This window comes from Spongiibacter sp., from assembly GCF_041602295.1.
Lineage (GTDB): Bacteria > Pseudomonadota > Gammaproteobacteria > Pseudomonadales > Spongiibacteraceae > Spongiibacter.
In genome coordinates, this window is record NZ_JBFIGO010000064.1 from 1 (window position 1) to 16,405 (window position 16,405).

Sequence of the window (16,405 nt, forward strand, 5' to 3'; positions counted from 1 at the left end):
GAGCCGCGGCCGCAGTTAATTGCCACCTAGATGTTGGCGCCGTGCTTTTCCAGTGCGGCGATGTAATCGCCGGCGTTGCGGTGCTCTTTGGCGTAACTCAGTACGCTGCGGCCCGCCTGGTCGAGGGCGTTGATGTTGCCGCCGGCCTGTAAAAACATACCGATAAACAGCTCAAAGTCGTCGGCGCGCATGCTTTGATAAGCCTTGAGCAGGCGGTGGAAGTCGGCATCGACACCGGCCTTGGCTTCCACGCTCAAAAATTCGCGAACGCGGTCTTCGGTCCAAACCTCGTCCAATACCTTTTCTTTGTCTTTTTTCATGTTGAATCCCGTTGTGCGATCGGCGGCCTTAGCCGCCGAGTTTTTTGCTGAGTAATTGATTGACCATGCCGGGGTTGGCCTGGCCTTTGGAGGCTTTCATGATCTGGCCGACGAAGAAGCCGATCAGCTTTTTGCGCTTGCCGTCATCAGCGGCCCGGTATTGCTCGACTTGGGCGGCATTGGCGGCGATCACTTCGTCGATCATCGCTTCCAGTGCGCCGCTGTCGGAAACCTGCTTGAGACCTTTGGCGTCGATGATGGCGTCGGCGCTGTCGCCCTCGCCATTCCACAGGGCTTCGAAGACCTGCTTGGCGATTTTTCCGGAGATGCTGTTGTCGCGAATGCGCAATATCAAGCCGCCGAGCTGTTCGGCGCTGACCGGGCTGTCTTGCAGGCTGCGACCGTCGCGGTTTAGTGCGGCTGACAGCTCGCCGTTGATCCAGTTGGCGGCCAGCTTGGCGTCGCCGGCAGCCTTGCTGACGGTTTCAAAATAGTCGGCGGTGCTGCGCTCGGCGGTGAGCAGGCTGGCATCGTAGGCGGACAGGCCGTAGTCACTTTCAAAGCGCTGGCGCTTGGCGTCGGGCAATTCGGGTAGTTGCGCCTGCAGCTCGTCGATCAGGCTCTGTTCGATGTGTACCGGCAGCAGGTCGGGGCAGGGGAAGTAGCGGTAGTCATTGGCCTCTTCCTTGCTGCGCATCGAGCGGGTTTCATTTTTGTCGCTGTCGTAGAGGCGAGTTTCCTGTACCACCTTGCCGCCGTCCTCGATCAAGTCGATCTGGCGCTGGGTTTCAACCTTGATGGCGCGCTCGACAAAGCGGAAGGAGTTGATGTTTTTGATCTCGGCGCGGGTGCCGTATTCTTCTTCGCCTTTCAGGCGCACGGACACGTTGGCGTCGCAGCGCATCGAGCCCTGAGACATATCGCCGTCGGAAATGCCCAGGTAGGTAACGATGGAGTGAATCTTGCGCAGATAGGCCACCGCCTCTTCGGCGCTGCGCATATCGGGCTCGGAGACAATCTCGATCAGCGGGGTGCCGGCGCGGTTCAGGTCGATGCCGCTCATGCCGTGAAAATCTTCGTGCAGGGATTTTCCGGCGTCTTCTTCCAGATGGGCGTGGTGCACACGGATGTCGCGGGTGCTGCCATCCTCAAGGCGTATTTCCACCACGCCGGGGCCGACGATCGGCTTGTCCATCTGGCTGGTTTGATAGCCCTTGGGTAGGTCCGGGTAGAAGTAGTTTTTGCGGTCGAATACTGAGTCGCGGCAGATGTCGGCGTCGATGGCCAGGCCGAACATGATGGCGTTTTTTACCGCCTGCTCATTTAGCACGGGCAGTGTGCCGGGCAGCGCCAGGTCGACCGCGCAGGCCTGGCTGTTGGCGGCGGCGCCAAAGGCAGTGCTGGCGCCGGAAAAAATTTTCGATTGGGTGGTGAGCTGGACGTGAACTTCCAGCCCGATAACAACTTCCCATTGCATCGGGGCTTCTCCTTACTCGCTGTCGGGGGCGCTGCGCAGGTGCCAGTCGCTGCGTTGCTGATACTGGTGGGCGGCGGCGAGCAGGCGGCCCTCGTCAAAGTCGCGGCCAATCAGCTGCATGCCGGCGGGCAGTCCGCCGGCAAAGCCCACCGGCAGTGACAGGGCTGGCAGTCCGGCGAGATTGACGGCGATGGTGTAGATGTCTTCAAGGTACATGGTCACCGGGTCGCTGACCTTTTCCCCCAGGCCAAAGGCCGGGTTGGGGGTGGTGGGGCCGGCAATTAGGTCGACCTGTTTAAAGGCGTCGCTAAAATCCTGTTTGATCAGTCGGCGGATCTGCTGGGCCTTGCGATAGTAGGCGTCGTAGAAGCCGGCGGACAGGGCGTAGGTGCCCACCAGAATGCGGCGTTTCACCTCTTCGCCGAAGCCCTCTTCGCGGCTGCGGGTATAGAGGTCGTCCAGGTCCTGGGGGTTTTCGCAGCGGTAGCCATAGCGCACGCCGTCAAAGCGCGACAGATTGGTGGAGGCTTCGGCCGGGGCAATGACGTAGTAGCAGGGCACCGCCAACTCGGTGTGTGGCAGGCTGATTTCTACTGTTTCGGCGCCCATTTTGCGGTATTCCGCCAGTGCGGCGTGCACTGCATCGCCGATGGCGGGGTCGAGGCCGGCGCTGAAATATTCCTTGGGCAGGCCGATTTTCAACCCGCGCAGATCCTGGTCCAGCGCGGCCTGGTAGTCGGGTACCTCGACCTCCATGCTGGTGCTGTCGCGCTCGTCGAAGCCGGCCATGGCCTGTAGCAGCAGGGCGCAGTCTTCGGCGCTGCGCGCCATCGGTCCGGCCTGGTCGAGGCTGGAGGCGAAGGCGATCATGCCGTAGCGCGACACGCGGCCGTAAGTCGGCTTCAGGCCGGTCAGTCCGCACAGGGCGGCCGGCTGGCGGATGGAGCCGCCGGTGTCGGTGCCGGTGGCGGCCGGCGCCAGGCCCGCCGCTACCGCCGCGGCGCTGCCGCCGGAGGAGCCGCCGGGTACCCGTTCGCGGTTCCAGGGGTTGCGCACGGCGCCATAGAAACTGGTCTCGTTTGACGAGCCCATGGCAAATTCGTCGAGATTGGTTTTGCCAAGCATCACCACGCCGGCGTCGGCCAGTTTGTCGACCACGGTGGCGTTATAGGGCGAAATAAAGTTGTCGAGCATTTTAGAGGCGCAACTGGTGCGCACGCCCTGGGTGCAAAAAATGTCTTTGTGGGCGATGGGCAGTCCGCAAAGGCTGCCGGCAGTGCCGTTCTTGCGTGCGCTGTCGGCGGCGCGGGCCTGCGCCAGGGCTTGCTCGGCGGTGACGCTGATATAGCTGTTGTACAGGCTGTCGCGTGCGGCGATGGCGTCGAGGTACTGGCGGGTGATTTCTTCGCTGGAGAAGTCGCCGGCGGCGAGGCCGCGAAGAAGGTCGGCAACAGTGTGGCTGGGCATGGCGTTAGTTACTCTCTTGTGTCCGCTGCGAGTGGCTTAGTCGATGACCTTGGGTACGAGGTAGAGGCCGTTTTCGGTGGCCGGGGCAATGCGCTGGAAGTGCTCGCGCTGGTCCGTTTCCGTAACGATGTCCGCGCGCAGGCGCTGGCGGGCGTCGTGGGGGTTGGCCATCGGTTCAACACTGCGGGTATCGACGGCCTGCATGGTGTCGATCATGCCGAGAATGTCGCTGATGCGCTGGCGCAGTTCTTCGCTGCTTTCGTCGCTAATGCGAATACGCGCCAGTCGTGCCAGTTTGGCGATGTCGCTCTGTTCTAAACTCATGGTTCACCCTGTAGGAGTGGCGGCGCAGTACACGCCAAAAAACACGCGCCGAGCGAGCAGTTTGGGCCGCTCAGCCGCCGCTGGGGAAAGCCTGTAAACTTATCATACTTGCGCCTTGCCCTGAATCCCCGGCGTTGATAGAGTGGCAAAGTTTTTAATCTAGGGCCCAGTATTGCCGCGTTGCGGTGTGTTTCGGCCCTGCCAGCCCGGCTCTCTGTCTACTGAGCGTCGTACAAGGTGATAATCGCACATGTTGAAACGTATTCGTGGCATGTTCTCCAATGATCTGTCGATCGACTTGGGAACGGCTAACACCCTTATTTATGTCCGCGGTCAGGGCATTGTACTCGACGAACCCTCGGTCGTGGCTATCCGTGTGCACAACGGCCAAAAGACGGTTGAGGCCGTCGGAATAGAGGCCAAGCGTATGCTCGGTCGCACGCCCGGCAATATCACCGCGATTCGACCGCTGAAAGACGGTGTCATTGCCGACTTCCAGGTGACTGAAAAAATGCTGCAGCATTTTATCAAGCTGGTGCATCAGAACAGTTTTATTCGCCCCAGCCCGCGGGTGCTGGTGAGTGTGCCCTGCAAGAGTACCCAGGTTGAGCGCCGGGCGATTCGCGAGTCGGTGCTCAGTGCCGGCGCCCGAGAAGTTCGCCTGATTGAAGAGCCGATGGCAGCGGCAATCGGTGCCGGTCTGCGTGTCGAAGAGGCCTCGGGCTCAATGGTCGTGGATATCGGTGGTGGCACGACAGAAATTGCCATTATCTCCCTCAATGGTGTGGTGTACTCCGACTCCGTTCGCGTCGGCGGCGACCGCTTTGACGAGGCGATTGTCACGCACGTGCGCCGCACCTACGGCAGCCTGATTGGCGATGCGACGGCTGAGCGCATCAAGCAGGAAATCGGCTGTGCCTATCCGGGCAGTGAGCTGCGCGAAATCGATGTGCGTGGGCGCAATCTTGCCGAGGGGATTCCGCGTCGCTTCACGCTCAATAGCGATGAAATTCTTGAAGCTTTGCAGGAGCCCCTGCAGGTGATTACCCAGGGCGTGAAGCGCGCGCTGGAGCAGTCGCCGCCAGAGCTGGCAGCCGATATCGCCGAGACGGGCATCGTGCTCACCGGTGGTGGTGCGCTGCTGCGGGGCATCGACCAATTGATTGCCGACGAGAGTGCGCTGCCGGTGATTATCGCCGAAGACCCGCTGTCCTGTGTGGCGCGAGGCGGTGGTAAGGCTCTAGAGATGGTAGATCGCCACCACCTCGATATACTGTCTGCTGAATAAGCACGCGGCGGCGCTCTACCAGCTTGAGTTTGTCGCCATCACTGGGCGTTTAGCAGAGGGAGGGCGCGGCGATTAAACCGGTATTCTCCAAGCCGCCATCATCGGGTGGCCGACTGCTGTTTTTAGGCGGCATTGCCTTGCTGCTTATTCTGTTGGGTGCTCGTCTGGAATTTATGGCGCCACTGCGCACGCAGTTGTCGGTGGTCGCCGCTCCCTTTTATTGGTTGGCCGATGTGCCTTCACGCCTTAGTGCTCAGTTTAGTGGAGTCTTTAGCAGTCGCAGTGCGCTGCTGGAGGAAAACCGTGCGCTGCGCGCTGAGTCGCTTATCCTCAATGCCAAGCTGCAAAAGTACATCGAGTTGCGCGCCGAGAATGTGCGACTGCGCGAGCTGATGAATTCTGCCGAGCGGGTGAAAGACACGGTTGTGGTGGCCGAGGTTGTCGGCGTGGCTTCCGACCCCAATCGCCATATGTTGGTGGTGGACAAGGGGCGTCGTGACAACGCTTTTGTTGGTCAACCGGTGATTGATGCCAAGGGTTTGCTGGGGCAGATTGTTGAAGTGGGTATTTATCACAGCCGTGTGCTGCTGGTGACCGACAGTGCCCACGCAATTCCTGTGCGTATTAGTCGCAATGGTCTGCGAGCGATCGCCGAAGGCAGTGGCCGCATTGATGAACTTGGCGTTGCTCATGTGGCGGCCACCACCGATATCCAAGTCGGCGATCTGTTGGTCAGCTCTGGGCTGGGTGGCCGTTTTCCGTCGGGTTACCCCGTCGGCGAGGTAACCCAGGTGGCCATTGATCCCGGCAAGCCTTTTGCCGAAGTGCGAGCCAAACCCCTCGCTGAGCTGGATCGCAGTCGCAATGTGCTGTTGGTATTCAGCGATAGTCCGACGCTGGAGTAGCTGATGGACTCCCATCCCCAGGGTTTGCTGTTTCTCGGCGTTAGTCTGCTTCTCGCGATACTACTCAGTATTGTGCCGCTCAGCGGCGCGTTAGCGTGGTTGAGGCCGGACTGGCTGTTGTTGATATTGCTGTACTGGTTGCTGGCTATCCCCGAGCGGGTGGGCATTGCGCTGTGCTGGACCTGTGGTTTAGTGCAGGACATCCTGTTTGGCTCGGTGCTGGGCCAAAATGCCTTTTCGCTGGCGGTGATTGCCTATATGGTACAAATCTCCTACCAGCAATTGCGCATGTTCAGTTTGCGCAAGCAGGCGGCGCTGATCGCGCTGCTCGAGTTATTTCGCATCCTTGTGGACCAGTGGGCGCAGAGCTTAAACGGTCTGTCACAAACGCATTGGTTGGTTTTTCTGCCGATACTGCCTACTGCTTTGTTATGGTTGTTGTTACGGCCCACAATGGCGTGGTGGCAACGGGTTTTTATGGCGAATTAATATGGAATTGCTGCTTGCCTCGGCCTCGCCGCGTCGCGCTGAATTACTGACTCAGCTGGGTTTTTCTTTTCGCGTGTGTCCGGCGGATATTGATGAGCGGCCGCTGGCGGCTGAGCGGCCGGATGCCTATGTGCTGCGCATTGCTAGTGAGAAGGCTCAGGCAGTGGCAGCTGGCGGGCCGCCGGGTCTGGTGTTGGCGGCGGATACGGCGATTGATTTGGATGGCTGCATCTTGGGCAAGCCGCAGGATCGCGAGGCTGCGGCGGTGATGTTGCGGGCATTGAGCGGGCGCAGTCACCGGGTGCTGACCGCAATTGCACTGTGTCGCGGGGAGCTGATGCACAGCGAGGTCGTGGTGACCGAGGTGCAGTTTGCCGAGCTGAGTGATGCCGATATTCGCGCCTATGTGGCGACCGGCGAAGCTGATGATAAGGCGGGCAGCTATGCTATCCAGGGGCGTGCAGCTCAGTTTGTGCGTCGTATAGACGGCAGTTACAGTGCTGTGGTGGGTCTGCCGCTATATGAAACTGTGATCGCGCTGCGGAGTTTGGGCTACCGCGCCGCGACGCCACATACAGAGTAGAGTGATGAGCGAAGAGATCTTGATTAACGTTACGCCGGTGGAGACTCGGGTTGCCGTGGTCGAAAACGGCGTGCTGCAGGAAGTGTACATCGAGCGCACGCGTTCCAAAGGCATAGTCGGCAATATTTATCAGGGCAAGGTGGTGCGAGTGCTGCCGGGCATGCAGGCGGCGTTTGTTGAGGTGGGGCTGGAGCGCACGAGCTTCATTCATGCCTCCGATATTGCTGTGTTAGATCAGGAGGGCGGCGACCACGCCGATATTCGCAGTAAAATCCGCGAGGGCCAGCAACTGACCGTTCAGGTTACCAAAGACCCGATGGGCAGCAAGGGCGCGCGATTGAGCAGCCGCCTGTCGGTATCATCCCGTTATCTGGTGTATATGCCGGGTGCCTCGCACTTGGGTGTGTCGCACCGTATTGATGATGAGGCAGAGCGCCAGCGACTCCGTGAATTAATGGAAAATATTTTGCGCGAGGAAGCGGGTGATGAATCACCGGCTCTGGCCGACGGCTATATTTTGCGCACAGCAGCCGAGGGGGCTGGTGAGGAAGAGCTGCGTGCCGACATCGATTTTTTACGTCGCCTGTGGCTGGCGGTGGAGCGGCGGATGAAGCGGGATACGGCTCCCAGTATTATTTATGAGGATCTGCCGCTGTTTATGCGCACCATGCGCGACCTGGTGAGGCCGGGGTTGGAAAAGATCCGCATCGACTCCCGTGAAAGTTTTCAACGAGTAGATGAGTTTGCCAAGGATTACTTACCTGAGATTCGCTCAAAACTGGAATACTATCCTGGCGAGCGACCTATCTTCGACCTTTATAGTGTTGAAGATGAAATTCAGCGTGCATTGGGACGCAAGGTTGAGCTTAAGTCCGGCGGTTATCTGATCATTGATCAGACTGAAGCGATGACGACGATTGATATTAATACCGGCGCTTTTGTCGGCCATCGCAACCTTGAGGAGACCATCTTTAAGACGAATCTTGAGGCGGCTGCGGCGTTGGCGCGGCAGTTACGGCTGCGCAATCTCGGCGGTATGATCATTATCGATTTTATTGATATGAAAGATGCCGAGCATCGTCGACAAGTGTTGCGGGCCTTGGAGCGGGCGATGGAGAAGGACTACGCCAAGACCAGCATTACCGGTGTGTCGGAGTTGGGCTTGGTGGAGATGACCCGCAAGCGCACGCGCGAAAGCTTGGAGCATGTGTTGTGTGAGCCTTGCCACTACTGCCACGGTCGCGGTTCGTTGAAGTCGCCGGAGACGGTGTGCTACGAGGTGTTCCGCGAAATTCTCCGTGAGGCGCGGGCCTATGAGAGTAAAAGCTTGTTGGTGTTGGCTGCACAGGAGGTCGTCGATCGGCTACTCGATGAGGAGTCGGCCAGTGTTGCCGACTTGGAGGAATTTATCGGTGCCAGTATCCGCTTTCAGGTTGAGGCCATGTACACCCAGGAGCAGTTCGATGTCATTTTGCTCTGAGCGGTGCTTGTGGCGGCTTGGCGTCGCGCGACAGCGAGCGGGGTAGCTGGGCGTGCTGCGGGCAATGATGCGCCGGTTCTACGCTTTGGCATGGAGTGTCGCGCTGCTGCTGCTGGTATTACTCGCCCTGTATGCCAGCCTTGGCCGGCAGTACATCGGCTTGGTATCGCGTTATCAGACAGAAATTTTTGACGAACTGCAGGCCATTGCCAAAATTGAGTTGGCGGCGAGCGAGTTGACGGGCAGTTGGTCGGGCCTGTCGCCGGTATTGCGGCTTGGCAGTTTGGATATTGCCGGCGGAGCTATCCAGCTTGATGGCCTTAGGGTGGAGTTGGACCCTATTGGCAGTTTGTTGGGAGTCGGGCCGCGGCTTAAGCAACTGCAGGTCAAGCATCTACAGCTCAGTTTGCGTCAGGACGATAGCGGTCGATGGCGGCTGCCCGGTATCGCTGGAGGTCGTGGCGGTAGTCTCGATTCATTGCTGGATGTCATTTTAGCGGTGCGTCGGGCGAGTGTGGGGAGTTTCAAGTTACGCCTGCAGTTTGCCGATGGCCGTGAATCCGAAGTACGCAGTCGTGATTTTTCCTGGTCGAGTGACGGGCATTTTCGCCGCAGTTACGCTCGTCTGAGTGCCGATGATAGCGGCGAGATACGTTTTATTGCCGAGGCCTTCGGCGACCCCCGAGACTACAATTTTAGAGTTTCTGCCTATGTCTCATTAGACAGTAGCCGTTTCTCAGTGCTGGCCCCGCTGTTTCGCAATCAGCGCTTAATGCACAGTCAAGTGGATGGCGAGCTGTGGCTCGATTGGCAGGCCGGTCGGCGAATGTCTGTTCGGGGCGAATTGCGCGCTGACGAGCTTGCCGCTGGCGCATTGTGGGGTTCGGACGAGCAGTTCAGCGACGTGGTGATGCGTTTTTTGGGGCGCCATTACGACGGCTTTTGGCGGATCGGTTTCAGCGAGTTTTCTGCGCAGTGGCGCGGCCAGTCGTTAAACTTGGCTGGCTTGTCCCTTGAGCACCCCCGCCCGTCGTTGTGGGAGTTCGCCTTGCCGGAACTGGAGCTCGCTGCCAGTGCCGAGCTGATTAAGGGGAGCGGTGTTGCCGGCGAGAGCTTGCAGGCGGTTCTCGATACTCTGTCACCTGCGGGTAGGCTTCGCCATTTGCGGGTCAGTGTGGCGCGGGGCGAGTCGTTGGCGTTTTCAATACGAAGCGAACTCGACGGTGTGTCGCTGTCGCCTTGGCAGGGCGCGCCGGGTGTTAGCGGTCTGAGTGGTTATCTGCATGTTGAAAACACCAGTGGCCGCTTGTTAATAGATAGCGAGCAGTTGCAACTCGATTTCCCAAATTTGTATGCCGAGCCCTTTGCTTTATCCGAGTTGCGCACTGAGCTGCGCTGGCAATTGGACGATGAGCGCCTGCGGCTGATGAGCTCGCCAATTCTTGCGCGCGACCAGCGCGCCCCTCTACACGCCTTGTTGAGATTGGATTTACCAGTGCTAGAAGGCGCTGAACGGCCGCCGGAAATGACCTTGGCGATTGCCGCCGAGCGCTTGCCACTGGCGTCTGCCATGAGCTACGTGCCGAAAGTGTTAGATCAAGGTTTGCGGGATTGGTTGTCGAATAGCTTGCGAGCAGGGCGGGCTGAACAGGCGGCGTTTTTATATCGCGGGTCGTTGCGCGACGGCGATAGCGCTGGGCGCAGCGTGCAGCTGTCACTGGAACTCAGTGATTTTGCCTTACTTTTCGACTCTCAGTGGCCACAGCTAGTGGCGCCGCATGCAAGCGCTTACCTTGACGATGCTGAACTGTGGGCCAGCGCTGAAAGTGGGCGTTTCAGTAATCTGGAGATACGCGATGTACAGGTGAGTATTGAAGACCGCGGCGGGCCACAATTAGATGTTAAGGCCTTGGCCAGCGGGAAGGCGGCGGCGGTGCAGAGCTTGTTTCGCGATAGCCCTTTGGCGGAATTGACTGGCAACGTCCTGAGCGATTGGCAGTTGAGCGGACGAGTCGACAGTCAGTTTGCACTGCAAATGCCTTTGTCCGATGGTGGTCGCCCCGCAGTACAGGTATCCAGCCAGCTGCAGCTTAGTCGGCTGACCTTACCGGGCTTGAACTTGTCGCTCACTGAGCTGCGTGGGCCGTTGAATTACAGCAGTGAAAAGGGAGTGAGCAGCGCGAATCTGACGGCACGCTTTTTTGGTGAGCCTCTGCGTGCCAGCCTATCCCAAGACCGCGGCGCGGTGCGCATGGATGCCAGTACGGTGGTGGATATGGCGGATGTGCAGCGCTGGCTCGCGCAGCCGGCGCTGGGCTTTGTGCAGGGGCGTGCGCGGGTGGATATGAGTCTGCGTGCCGGCGGCGAGGATGCCGGGGTAGTGGTGCGTTCGAATATGCTGGGTGTCGATGTGCGCCTGCCTCAGCCCTTGTACAAAGCCGCGGATGAACCCCGTGAGCTGACCATTCATCAGCCTTTTGGCGATCAGCAGAATATACTCAGCATAGCGTTTGGCGAACTGTTGCGACTCCAATACCAAGCCGAGGTGGGGGAGGGTGCGCCGGCGCTGTCGCTGACCTTGGGGGATGGCCCGCTAACGCCGCTGCGCAGCGGTGCATTAACGGTATCTGGCGCGCTGGAGTTTGCCGCTGTCGATCAATGGCAGCGGGCGTTGTCGCGCTACTTGGAATGGCAGTCTTTACAGCCTGCTATCAATACCGGGGCGGGGTTGGCGGTGATGGTGGAGCGCCTGCGTATCGGTGAGCTAGAGACTTTGGGGCGGATACAGCATGATGCCAGTATCAGCGCGCGCTCGGATGAGCGGGCTTGGACCCTGCGTATCGACAGCCGGGAGTTGGCTGGAAATATTGAGGTGCCGCTGCAAACTGGCGACCCCTATGTGCTGATGTTTGAGCGCCTTGAGTTGCCAGCATTAGAAGGCGCAGGCAGTGCCGATAGTGTGCTGGCTGAGCAGGACCCGAGGGGGTTTCCCGCATTGGACGTCGATATAGAGGCGTTGACGATCGCGGGTAAGCACTATGGCCGCCTGGGATTTGACTTGCGTCCAGACACTCAAGGGGCACATTTTCTGGCCTTGCGCGGTCAGCTGCTGGGGGTCGATTTAGGCGATGCCCGCCGGAACAATGCGCTGCACTGGTGGTATCAGGACAATGGTCGCCGTGGATCACAGCTAAAGGGCAAATTCGCTGTTCGAGATCTGGGCGCGGTGATGGTGGCACTGGGTTACGATCGGGCCTTGGAGACGCGATCCGGTCAGTTTGATATTAACCTGAGTTGGCTTGGCTCGCCGGATCAATGGGTGATGAGTGGTAGCCAGGGGCGAGTGAAATTTGCGCTGAAAAACGGTCGCTTTTTCAAGACCTCGGATGCGGCCAGCGGAGCGCTGCGCGTATTGGGGATTTTTAATATGACCAATATTGTGCGCCGCCTGAAGTTTGATTTTCGCGACGTGTTTCGCAAAGGCGTGCACTTTGACAATATGGTCGGCGAGTTAGGGTTTTCCGGGCAGCGACTGTCTCTCACCGAACCCTTGGAAGTCAGTGGGCCTTCCAGTCGCTTCCAGATGAGTGGCAATATTGACTTGTTGAGTGAGGCCTTGGATTTGCGGCTTGTCGCGACCCTGCCGGTGGGCAGTAACTTGCCGTGGATGGCGGCCTTGATTGGCGGCCTGCCCGCGGCGGCAGGTGCCTATGTAGTGACTAAGGTGTTTGAAGAGCAGGTCGATAGTTTTTCGAGCGCTGTCTATGATATTCACGGTACGGTGCAGCAGCCCGAATTGTCGTTCCGCAAAATTTTTGACGCCTCGCAGCCGGAGATAAAGCCCGCGGGAGAGCGCTTGGGGGACAAACCGTGAAGGTGTGTGTGTCGGCGATACAGATGGTTTCCGGTGGTGATGTGCGGGCCAATCTTAAGCGTGCGCAGTTATTGCTAGAAGAAGCTGCCCTTGCGGGTGCGCAGCTGGCGGTGCTGCCGGAGAATTTTGCGCTGTTTGCCCCAGCCGCTGAGTTGCGCTCGCGGGCGGAGGTGGAGCAGAAGCAAGGGGAATTGCATCAATTTATTGCTGAACAGGCGCGCCGCTTAGGGGTGTGGTTGGTTGGCGGTACCTTGCCTTGGCCGGCCGATGACGGCCGCTGTTATGCTGAGTCGCCGGTATATTCCAGTGACGGTGAGCGTGTGGCGCAGTATCGCAAGATACACTTGTTTGACGCCGATATTGGCGATGCTCAGCAGTCTTACCGAGAGTCTCTGAGTTATGCGCCGGGCCATGCGCCGGTGGTTTTTGATAGTCCCTGGGGGCGTGTGGGTGTGGCGGTGTGCTACGACCTGCGTTTTCCCGAGTTGTTTCGCGCGATGCTTGACCAAGGCGTGGAGATCGTCGCGCTGCCGGCGGCGTTTACCCGCCGCACCGGGCTGGCGCACTGGTTGCCGCTATTGCGTGCGAGGGCGATTGAAAATCAGATCGCGGTGGTAGCTGCCAACCAGGGCGGAGTGCACAGCCGGCGCCGCGAAACGTCGGGCGGTTCTTGCGTTATCGATAGCTGGGGGACGGTGTTGCGCGAGTTGGGTTTTGGTGAGGGCCAGGCCTGCGCGACGGTTGATATGGCTGCTCAGCAACGTTTGCGGGAGCGTATGCCAGTGGCGCGCCATCGGCGTTTTTAGACGCCGCGGCTGTTTTCTTCCTCGTTGGCAATTTGTTGTAATTCGCGCAAGTAGCGAAATAATTTCCGGGCGGCCGCCGGTGGTTTGTTGGCGGTTTTTTCCCGATTGGCTTGCATAAGCAACTGGCGCAGGCGCTGGCGGTCGGCGTTGGGGAAGCGCTTGAGCGCCTCATCTGTTGATGCGGGGCCCTTTTCCAGCAATTGGTCGCGCAAGTCTTCCAATTCGTGAAAGCGCCTAGCCAGAGCCTTTTGCCCCTGTTCTTGTTCGTGCAGTGCCGCCTCGATGGCCGAGGCATCGATCAGGCGCATCAGTTTGCCGATATATTGCATCTGTCGGCGCAGCCCTTCTCGGCTTTTGATGCGGCGAGCTGTGGCGATGGCTTCCCTCAAGTCGGGGTCTTCAATGGGAATACGTGCCAGGTCGGCACTGCTTAGTCCCACCAGTTTGCTACCCAATTTCTGCAGCGCCTCCATTTCGCGTTTGAGGGCGGTTTTGCTTGGGCGTTCCTGTTCGCTGTCTGTCACGATTCTCTGCTCTGTTTAGTGGAGCCGGTTGGGCTGGCTCAGCCGTAGAAATATGTGGCTAGGCCTAAGAAGGACATAAATCCCACGACGTCGGTGACGGTAGTCAACACTACGCCACCGGCCAGTGCCGGGTCGATATTCATTGATTTTAAGATCAGGGGTAGTAGCGCCCCGGCCAGTGAGGCGGTTATCAGGTTGATGACCATGGCGGCGGCAATGATGGCACCGATCATTGGGTCGCTGAACCAGTAGCTGGCGGCCAGCGCGACGACAACGGCCCATAGCAGGCCGTTAATCAGGCCGACAAGTAGTTCTCGATTCACCAGCCAGCGGCTGTTGTTGCGGCTGATGTGCCCCAACGCCATGCCGCGTATTACCACGGTGAGGGTCTGGGTGCCGGCCACGCCGCCCATGCTGGCCACTATCGGCATTAGTACGGCCAGCGCGACGACTTTTTCGATTGTTCCCTCAAACAGGTTGATGACCCCTGAGGCGATAAATGCCGTGAGTAGATTAATGCCCAGCCAGATCGCGCGGCGCGGCGCTGTGCTCATCACCGAGGCAAAGGTGTCCTCGTCTTCATCGAGGCCCGCCATACTCATCAGTGAGTGGTCGGATTCTTCGCGAATAACATCAACAACGTCATCGATGGTGATCCGGCCCAGTAGTAACTGCTGCTCATCAACCACCGGTGCGCTGACCCAGTCGCGGCGTTCGAAGAGATTGGCGACTTCTCTGGCCGGCATAGATGCCGGGATAGGCTCGACTTCCGTGTCCATGATTTCGCGCACGGTGACGCTGGGGTCCGATACCAGTAGCTTGCGCAGTGACAGTACGCCGATAAATTGGTCGTTGCGGTTGACCACCAACAGGCTGTCGGTCATTTCCGGCAGTTCCTCGTGGCGGCGCAGATAGCGCAGGGCGACGTCGAGAGTAATATTGGGCCGCACCGTAATGGTGTCGGTGTTCATCAGGCCGCCGGCGCTGTCCTCATCGTAGGACAGAATGTGTTCGACACGCAGGCGGTCCTGGTGGTCCATGGACTCTAGGACTTCACGGATGACCCTGTCGGGCAGCTGCTGGAGGATGTCGGCAATGTCGTCAGCTTCCAGGCCTTCGGTAATTGCCGCGACTTCCTCTGCATCCATGTGGCGCAGAAATTGGCTTTGCACTTCGTCGTTGAGGTGCTGGAGAATGTCGCCTTCATTTTCGATGTCGACCAGTTGCCAAAGCACGCCGCGGATTTTTTGCGGGGTCGACTCGATAAGGTGGGCGGCGTCTACAGGGGGCAGGCCATTGAGCATGCGCCGGATTTGCAGAAAAGCACCCGAGCCCAAAGCCTCATTAAGTACTTCGAGGCGGCTTTCGGCTTGATGCTTTTCTCCGCTCTGGGCCATAAAACTTCCTGCTATGCGCTAGCCTTGCTACCGGATGGTTGCTGCGTAGTATGGCTGGAATTATCCTTGAATCTACCGCGGTCAACAATTACTGGATGGGGAAATCGGCTCGAAAAGCGCAGTATTCGCCTATTCGCCCTCGTCAAAGCGCCGTTCGATCAACTCGATCAAGGCCTGTAGTGCCTCGTCTTCGTCTTCACCTTCACAGCGGATATGCAGCTCGGTGCCGATACTGGCTGCGAGCATCATTACCGCCATAATGCTTTTGCCATCCACCCAGTTCTCGCCGGCGGCGCGGACCCGGGTCGTCGCGGCGTAGGCGGTGCTGGTGCTGACAAATTTCGAGGCAGCGCGGGCATGCAGTCCGAGCTTGTTGATAATCGTTATTTGGGTTTCTTGCATTGGCTCGCTCGGCGGGCGTTAGTGCTGGAGTTCGCGGTGGCGAACTTGCAGGCCTGGGCAGCTGTCCTGCAGCGCTTCGGCCAATTTTTCGACCATGTATACTGAGCGATGTTGGCCGCCGGTGCAACCGATGGCAATAGTGAAGTAACTTCGTCCGGCGGCCTCAATCTCCGGTAGCCAATATTGCAAATACTCCAGAATGTGACTGTACATCTGCTGAACTTTGGCTTCGCGATCGAGAAAGCGCTGTACGGCATCGTCGCGGCCGGTCAGCGTGCGCAGACTTTCATCCCAGTGAGGGTTGGGGAGCATGCGCAGATCGTAGACTAGGTCGGCATCTAGGGGGAGGCCTCGCTTAAAGCCGAAGGATTTGAGCTGCACGGCCATGCGGCTGGCGTCGACGCCGAGTACGCGGTCGCGGATAGTGGCGCGCAGCTGGTGTACGGTCATGTCACTGCTGTCGATGGTCAGCGAGGCCTCGCTGACGATCGGCTCCAGCAGTGTCGACTCCAATTTGATGGCGTCGCTTAAGGGCTGGGATTCCGTTGTCAGTGGATGGCGGCGCCGGGTTTCACTGAAGCGCTTAATCAGTTTGTTGTCACTGGCATCGAGAAAAATAATACGCAGAGTGGCCAGCTGGCGAACTTGTTGGCAAAGGTGCTGGAAACGCGACAGTTCGTGTTGGGAGTTGCGGGCGTCGATGCACACGGCCACTTGCTGGTGAACTTTTAGCGTGCTCTGTGAAAGCTCCGTAACCAGCGCTGGCAGCAGTGACACGGGCAGATTGTCGATGGCGTAGAAGCCCTCGTCTTCGAGTTGGTGAAGGGCGGTACTCTTGCCAGAACCAGAGCGGCCGCTGAGGATAATGAGCTTCATGGCCATCTTTTGGCTAGCCGGCCGTCGCGCGGTCGTACAAGGCCGCATCGCTGTTGGCGTCGCGCAGTTGCTGGCGAAAGCTGTCTTCGTTGAAGGCGTTGGCGAGGCTGGCCAGTACTTTAATGTGTTCGTCGTGGGCTTCCGCGGGTACGATCAGCGCGAAAACGAGGTCAACGGGTTGGTCGTCGATCGC

At 58.9% G+C, this 16,405-nt stretch carries 16 protein-coding genes; 7 read left to right on the forward strand and 9 right to left on the reverse strand.

Annotation, left to right across the window (positions count from 1 at the left end):
• Positions 1–26: 26 nt before the first annotated feature.
• Genes ABYM29_RS10855 through gatC form a run of 4 tightly spaced genes read right to left on the reverse strand, consistent with a single transcriptional unit; the run spans position 27 to position 3,588 of the window.
• The gene (locus ABYM29_RS10855) at positions 27–320 is read right to left on the reverse strand and encodes a PA4642 family protein (RefSeq protein WP_372864776.1); all 294 of its coding nucleotides are present in this window, start codon (positions 318–320) and stop codon (positions 27–29) included.
• Positions 321–348: 28 nt separating this feature from the next.
• Positions 349–1,797, reverse strand: a complete 1,449-nt coding sequence (gene gatB / locus ABYM29_RS10860) for an Asp-tRNA(Asn)/Glu-tRNA(Gln) amidotransferase subunit GatB (RefSeq protein WP_372864777.1) — start codon at positions 1,795–1,797, stop codon at positions 349–351.
• Positions 1,798–1,809: 12 nt separating this feature from the next.
• Entirely contained in the window at positions 1,810–3,264 is a 1,455-nt protein-coding gene (gatA, locus tag ABYM29_RS10865) for an Asp-tRNA(Asn)/Glu-tRNA(Gln) amidotransferase subunit GatA (protein WP_372864778.1), read from the reverse strand.
• 36 nt (positions 3,265–3,300) lie between these two features.
• On the reverse strand, positions 3,301–3,588 hold the full coding sequence (gene gatC / locus ABYM29_RS10870) for an Asp-tRNA(Asn)/Glu-tRNA(Gln) amidotransferase subunit GatC (protein ID WP_372864779.1): 288 nt from the start codon (positions 3,586–3,588) through the stop codon (positions 3,301–3,303).
• A gap of 250 nt (positions 3,589–3,838) precedes the next feature.
• Between gatC and ABYM29_RS10875 the strand changes: the two genes are divergently transcribed.
• The 7 genes from ABYM29_RS10875 (at position 3,839) to ABYM29_RS10905 (ending at position 13,013) form a co-directional block, all read left to right on the forward strand.
• Positions 3,839–4,876: a rod shape-determining protein gene (locus ABYM29_RS10875; RefSeq protein WP_372864780.1), complete on the forward strand. Its 1,038-nt coding sequence runs from the start codon at positions 3,839–3,841 to the stop codon at positions 4,874–4,876.
• A gap of 71 nt (positions 4,877–4,947) precedes the next feature.
• Positions 4,948–5,781, forward strand: a complete 834-nt coding sequence (gene mreC / locus ABYM29_RS10880) for a rod shape-determining protein MreC (RefSeq protein WP_372864795.1) — start codon at positions 4,948–4,950, stop codon at positions 5,779–5,781.
• Between the two features lie 3 nt (positions 5,782–5,784).
• Complete coding sequence (mreD, locus tag ABYM29_RS10885; RefSeq protein ID WP_372864781.1) at positions 5,785–6,270, forward strand: rod shape-determining protein MreD; 486 nt, start codon at positions 5,785–5,787, stop codon at positions 6,268–6,270.
• Position 6,271: 1 nt separating this feature from the next.
• Positions 6,272–6,853 (forward strand): nucleoside triphosphate pyrophosphatase, encoded by a 582-nt coding sequence (locus ABYM29_RS10890; RefSeq protein WP_372864782.1) that lies wholly within the window; start codon positions 6,272–6,274, stop codon positions 6,851–6,853.
• Positions 6,854–6,857: 4 nt separating this feature from the next.
• Positions 6,858–8,333 (forward strand): ribonuclease G, encoded by a 1,476-nt coding sequence (gene rng / locus ABYM29_RS10895; RefSeq protein WP_372864783.1) that lies wholly within the window; start codon positions 6,858–6,860, stop codon positions 8,331–8,333.
• A 64-nt stretch (positions 8,334–8,397) separates the two neighbouring features.
• On the forward strand, positions 8,398–12,207 hold the full coding sequence (locus ABYM29_RS10900; protein ID WP_372864784.1) for a YhdP family protein: 3,810 nt from the start codon (positions 8,398–8,400) through the stop codon (positions 12,205–12,207).
• Positions 12,204–13,013 carry a carbon-nitrogen hydrolase family protein gene (locus ABYM29_RS10905; RefSeq protein WP_372864786.1) on the forward strand — a complete coding sequence of 270 codons (810 nt, stop codon included), beginning with the start codon at positions 12,204–12,206 and terminating at the stop codon, positions 13,011–13,013. The genes ABYM29_RS10900 and ABYM29_RS10905 overlap by 4 nt, the downstream gene beginning before the upstream one ends.
• Here the strand turns inward: ABYM29_RS10905 and yjgA are convergent.
• From yjgA to ABYM29_RS10930, 5 genes are all read right to left on the reverse strand, one after another.
• The gene (gene yjgA, locus ABYM29_RS10910; RefSeq protein WP_372864787.1) at positions 13,010–13,537 is read right to left on the reverse strand and encodes a ribosome biogenesis factor YjgA; all 528 of its coding nucleotides are present in this window, start codon (positions 13,535–13,537) and stop codon (positions 13,010–13,012) included. The two genes, ABYM29_RS10905 and yjgA, sit on opposite strands and share 4 nt — an antisense overlap.
• Before the next feature lie 38 nt (positions 13,538–13,575).
• Entirely contained in the window at positions 13,576–14,934 is a 1,359-nt protein-coding gene (mgtE, locus tag ABYM29_RS10915) for a magnesium transporter (protein WP_372864789.1), read from the reverse strand.
• Between the two features lie 129 nt (positions 14,935–15,063).
• Entirely contained in the window at positions 15,064–15,336 is a 273-nt protein-coding gene (locus ABYM29_RS10920) for an HPr family phosphocarrier protein (protein ID WP_372864790.1), read from the reverse strand.
• An 18-nt stretch (positions 15,337–15,354) separates the two neighbouring features.
• Positions 15,355–16,212, reverse strand: coding sequence for an RNase adapter RapZ (gene rapZ / locus ABYM29_RS10925; protein WP_372864792.1), 858 nt, complete (start codon positions 16,210–16,212; stop codon positions 15,355–15,357).
• Positions 16,213–16,225: 13 nt separating this feature from the next.
• Positions 16,226–16,405, reverse strand: a 180-nt coding sequence (locus ABYM29_RS10930; protein WP_372864794.1) for a PTS sugar transporter subunit IIA, incomplete at its 5' end; no start/stop codon positions are given.

Excerpts from the sequence above, each read along its gene's own strand:
- ABYM29_RS10855 (WP_372864776.1), bottom strand. The coding sequence starts at position 320 with ATGAAAAAAGACAAAGAAAAGGTATTGGACGAGGTTTGGACCGAAGAC.
- gatB (WP_372864777.1), bottom strand. The coding sequence starts at position 1,797 with ATGCAATGGGAAGTTGTTATCGGGCTGGAAGTTCACGTCCAGCTCACC.
- rng (WP_372864783.1), top strand. The coding sequence starts at position 6,858 with ATGAGCGAAGAGATCTTGATTAACGTTACGCCGGTGGAGACTCGGGTT.
- gatC (WP_372864779.1), bottom strand. The coding sequence starts at position 3,588 with ATGAGTTTAGAACAGAGCGACATCGCCAAACTGGCACGACTGGCGCGT.
- mgtE (WP_372864789.1), bottom strand. The coding sequence starts at position 14,934 with ATGGCCCAGAGCGGAGAAAAGCATCAAGCCGAAAGCCGCCTCGAAGTA.
- ABYM29_RS10900 (WP_372864784.1), top strand. The coding sequence starts at position 8,398 with ATGATGCGCCGGTTCTACGCTTTGGCATGGAGTGTCGCGCTGCTGCTG.
- ABYM29_RS10875 (WP_372864780.1), top strand. The coding sequence starts at position 3,839 with ATGTTGAAACGTATTCGTGGCATGTTCTCCAATGATCTGTCGATCGAC.
- ABYM29_RS10920 (WP_372864790.1), bottom strand. The coding sequence starts at position 15,336 with ATGCAAGAAACCCAAATAACGATTATCAACAAGCTCGGACTGCATGCC.
- rapZ (WP_372864792.1), bottom strand. The coding sequence starts at position 16,212 with ATGAAGCTCATTATCCTCAGCGGCCGCTCTGGTTCTGGCAAGAGTACC.
- ABYM29_RS10890 (WP_372864782.1), top strand. The coding sequence starts at position 6,272 with ATGGAATTGCTGCTTGCCTCGGCCTCGCCGCGTCGCGCTGAATTACTG.
- mreD (WP_372864781.1), top strand. The coding sequence starts at position 5,785 with ATGGACTCCCATCCCCAGGGTTTGCTGTTTCTCGGCGTTAGTCTGCTT.
- gatA (WP_372864778.1), bottom strand. The coding sequence starts at position 3,264 with ATGCCCAGCCACACTGTTGCCGACCTTCTTCGCGGCCTCGCCGCCGGC.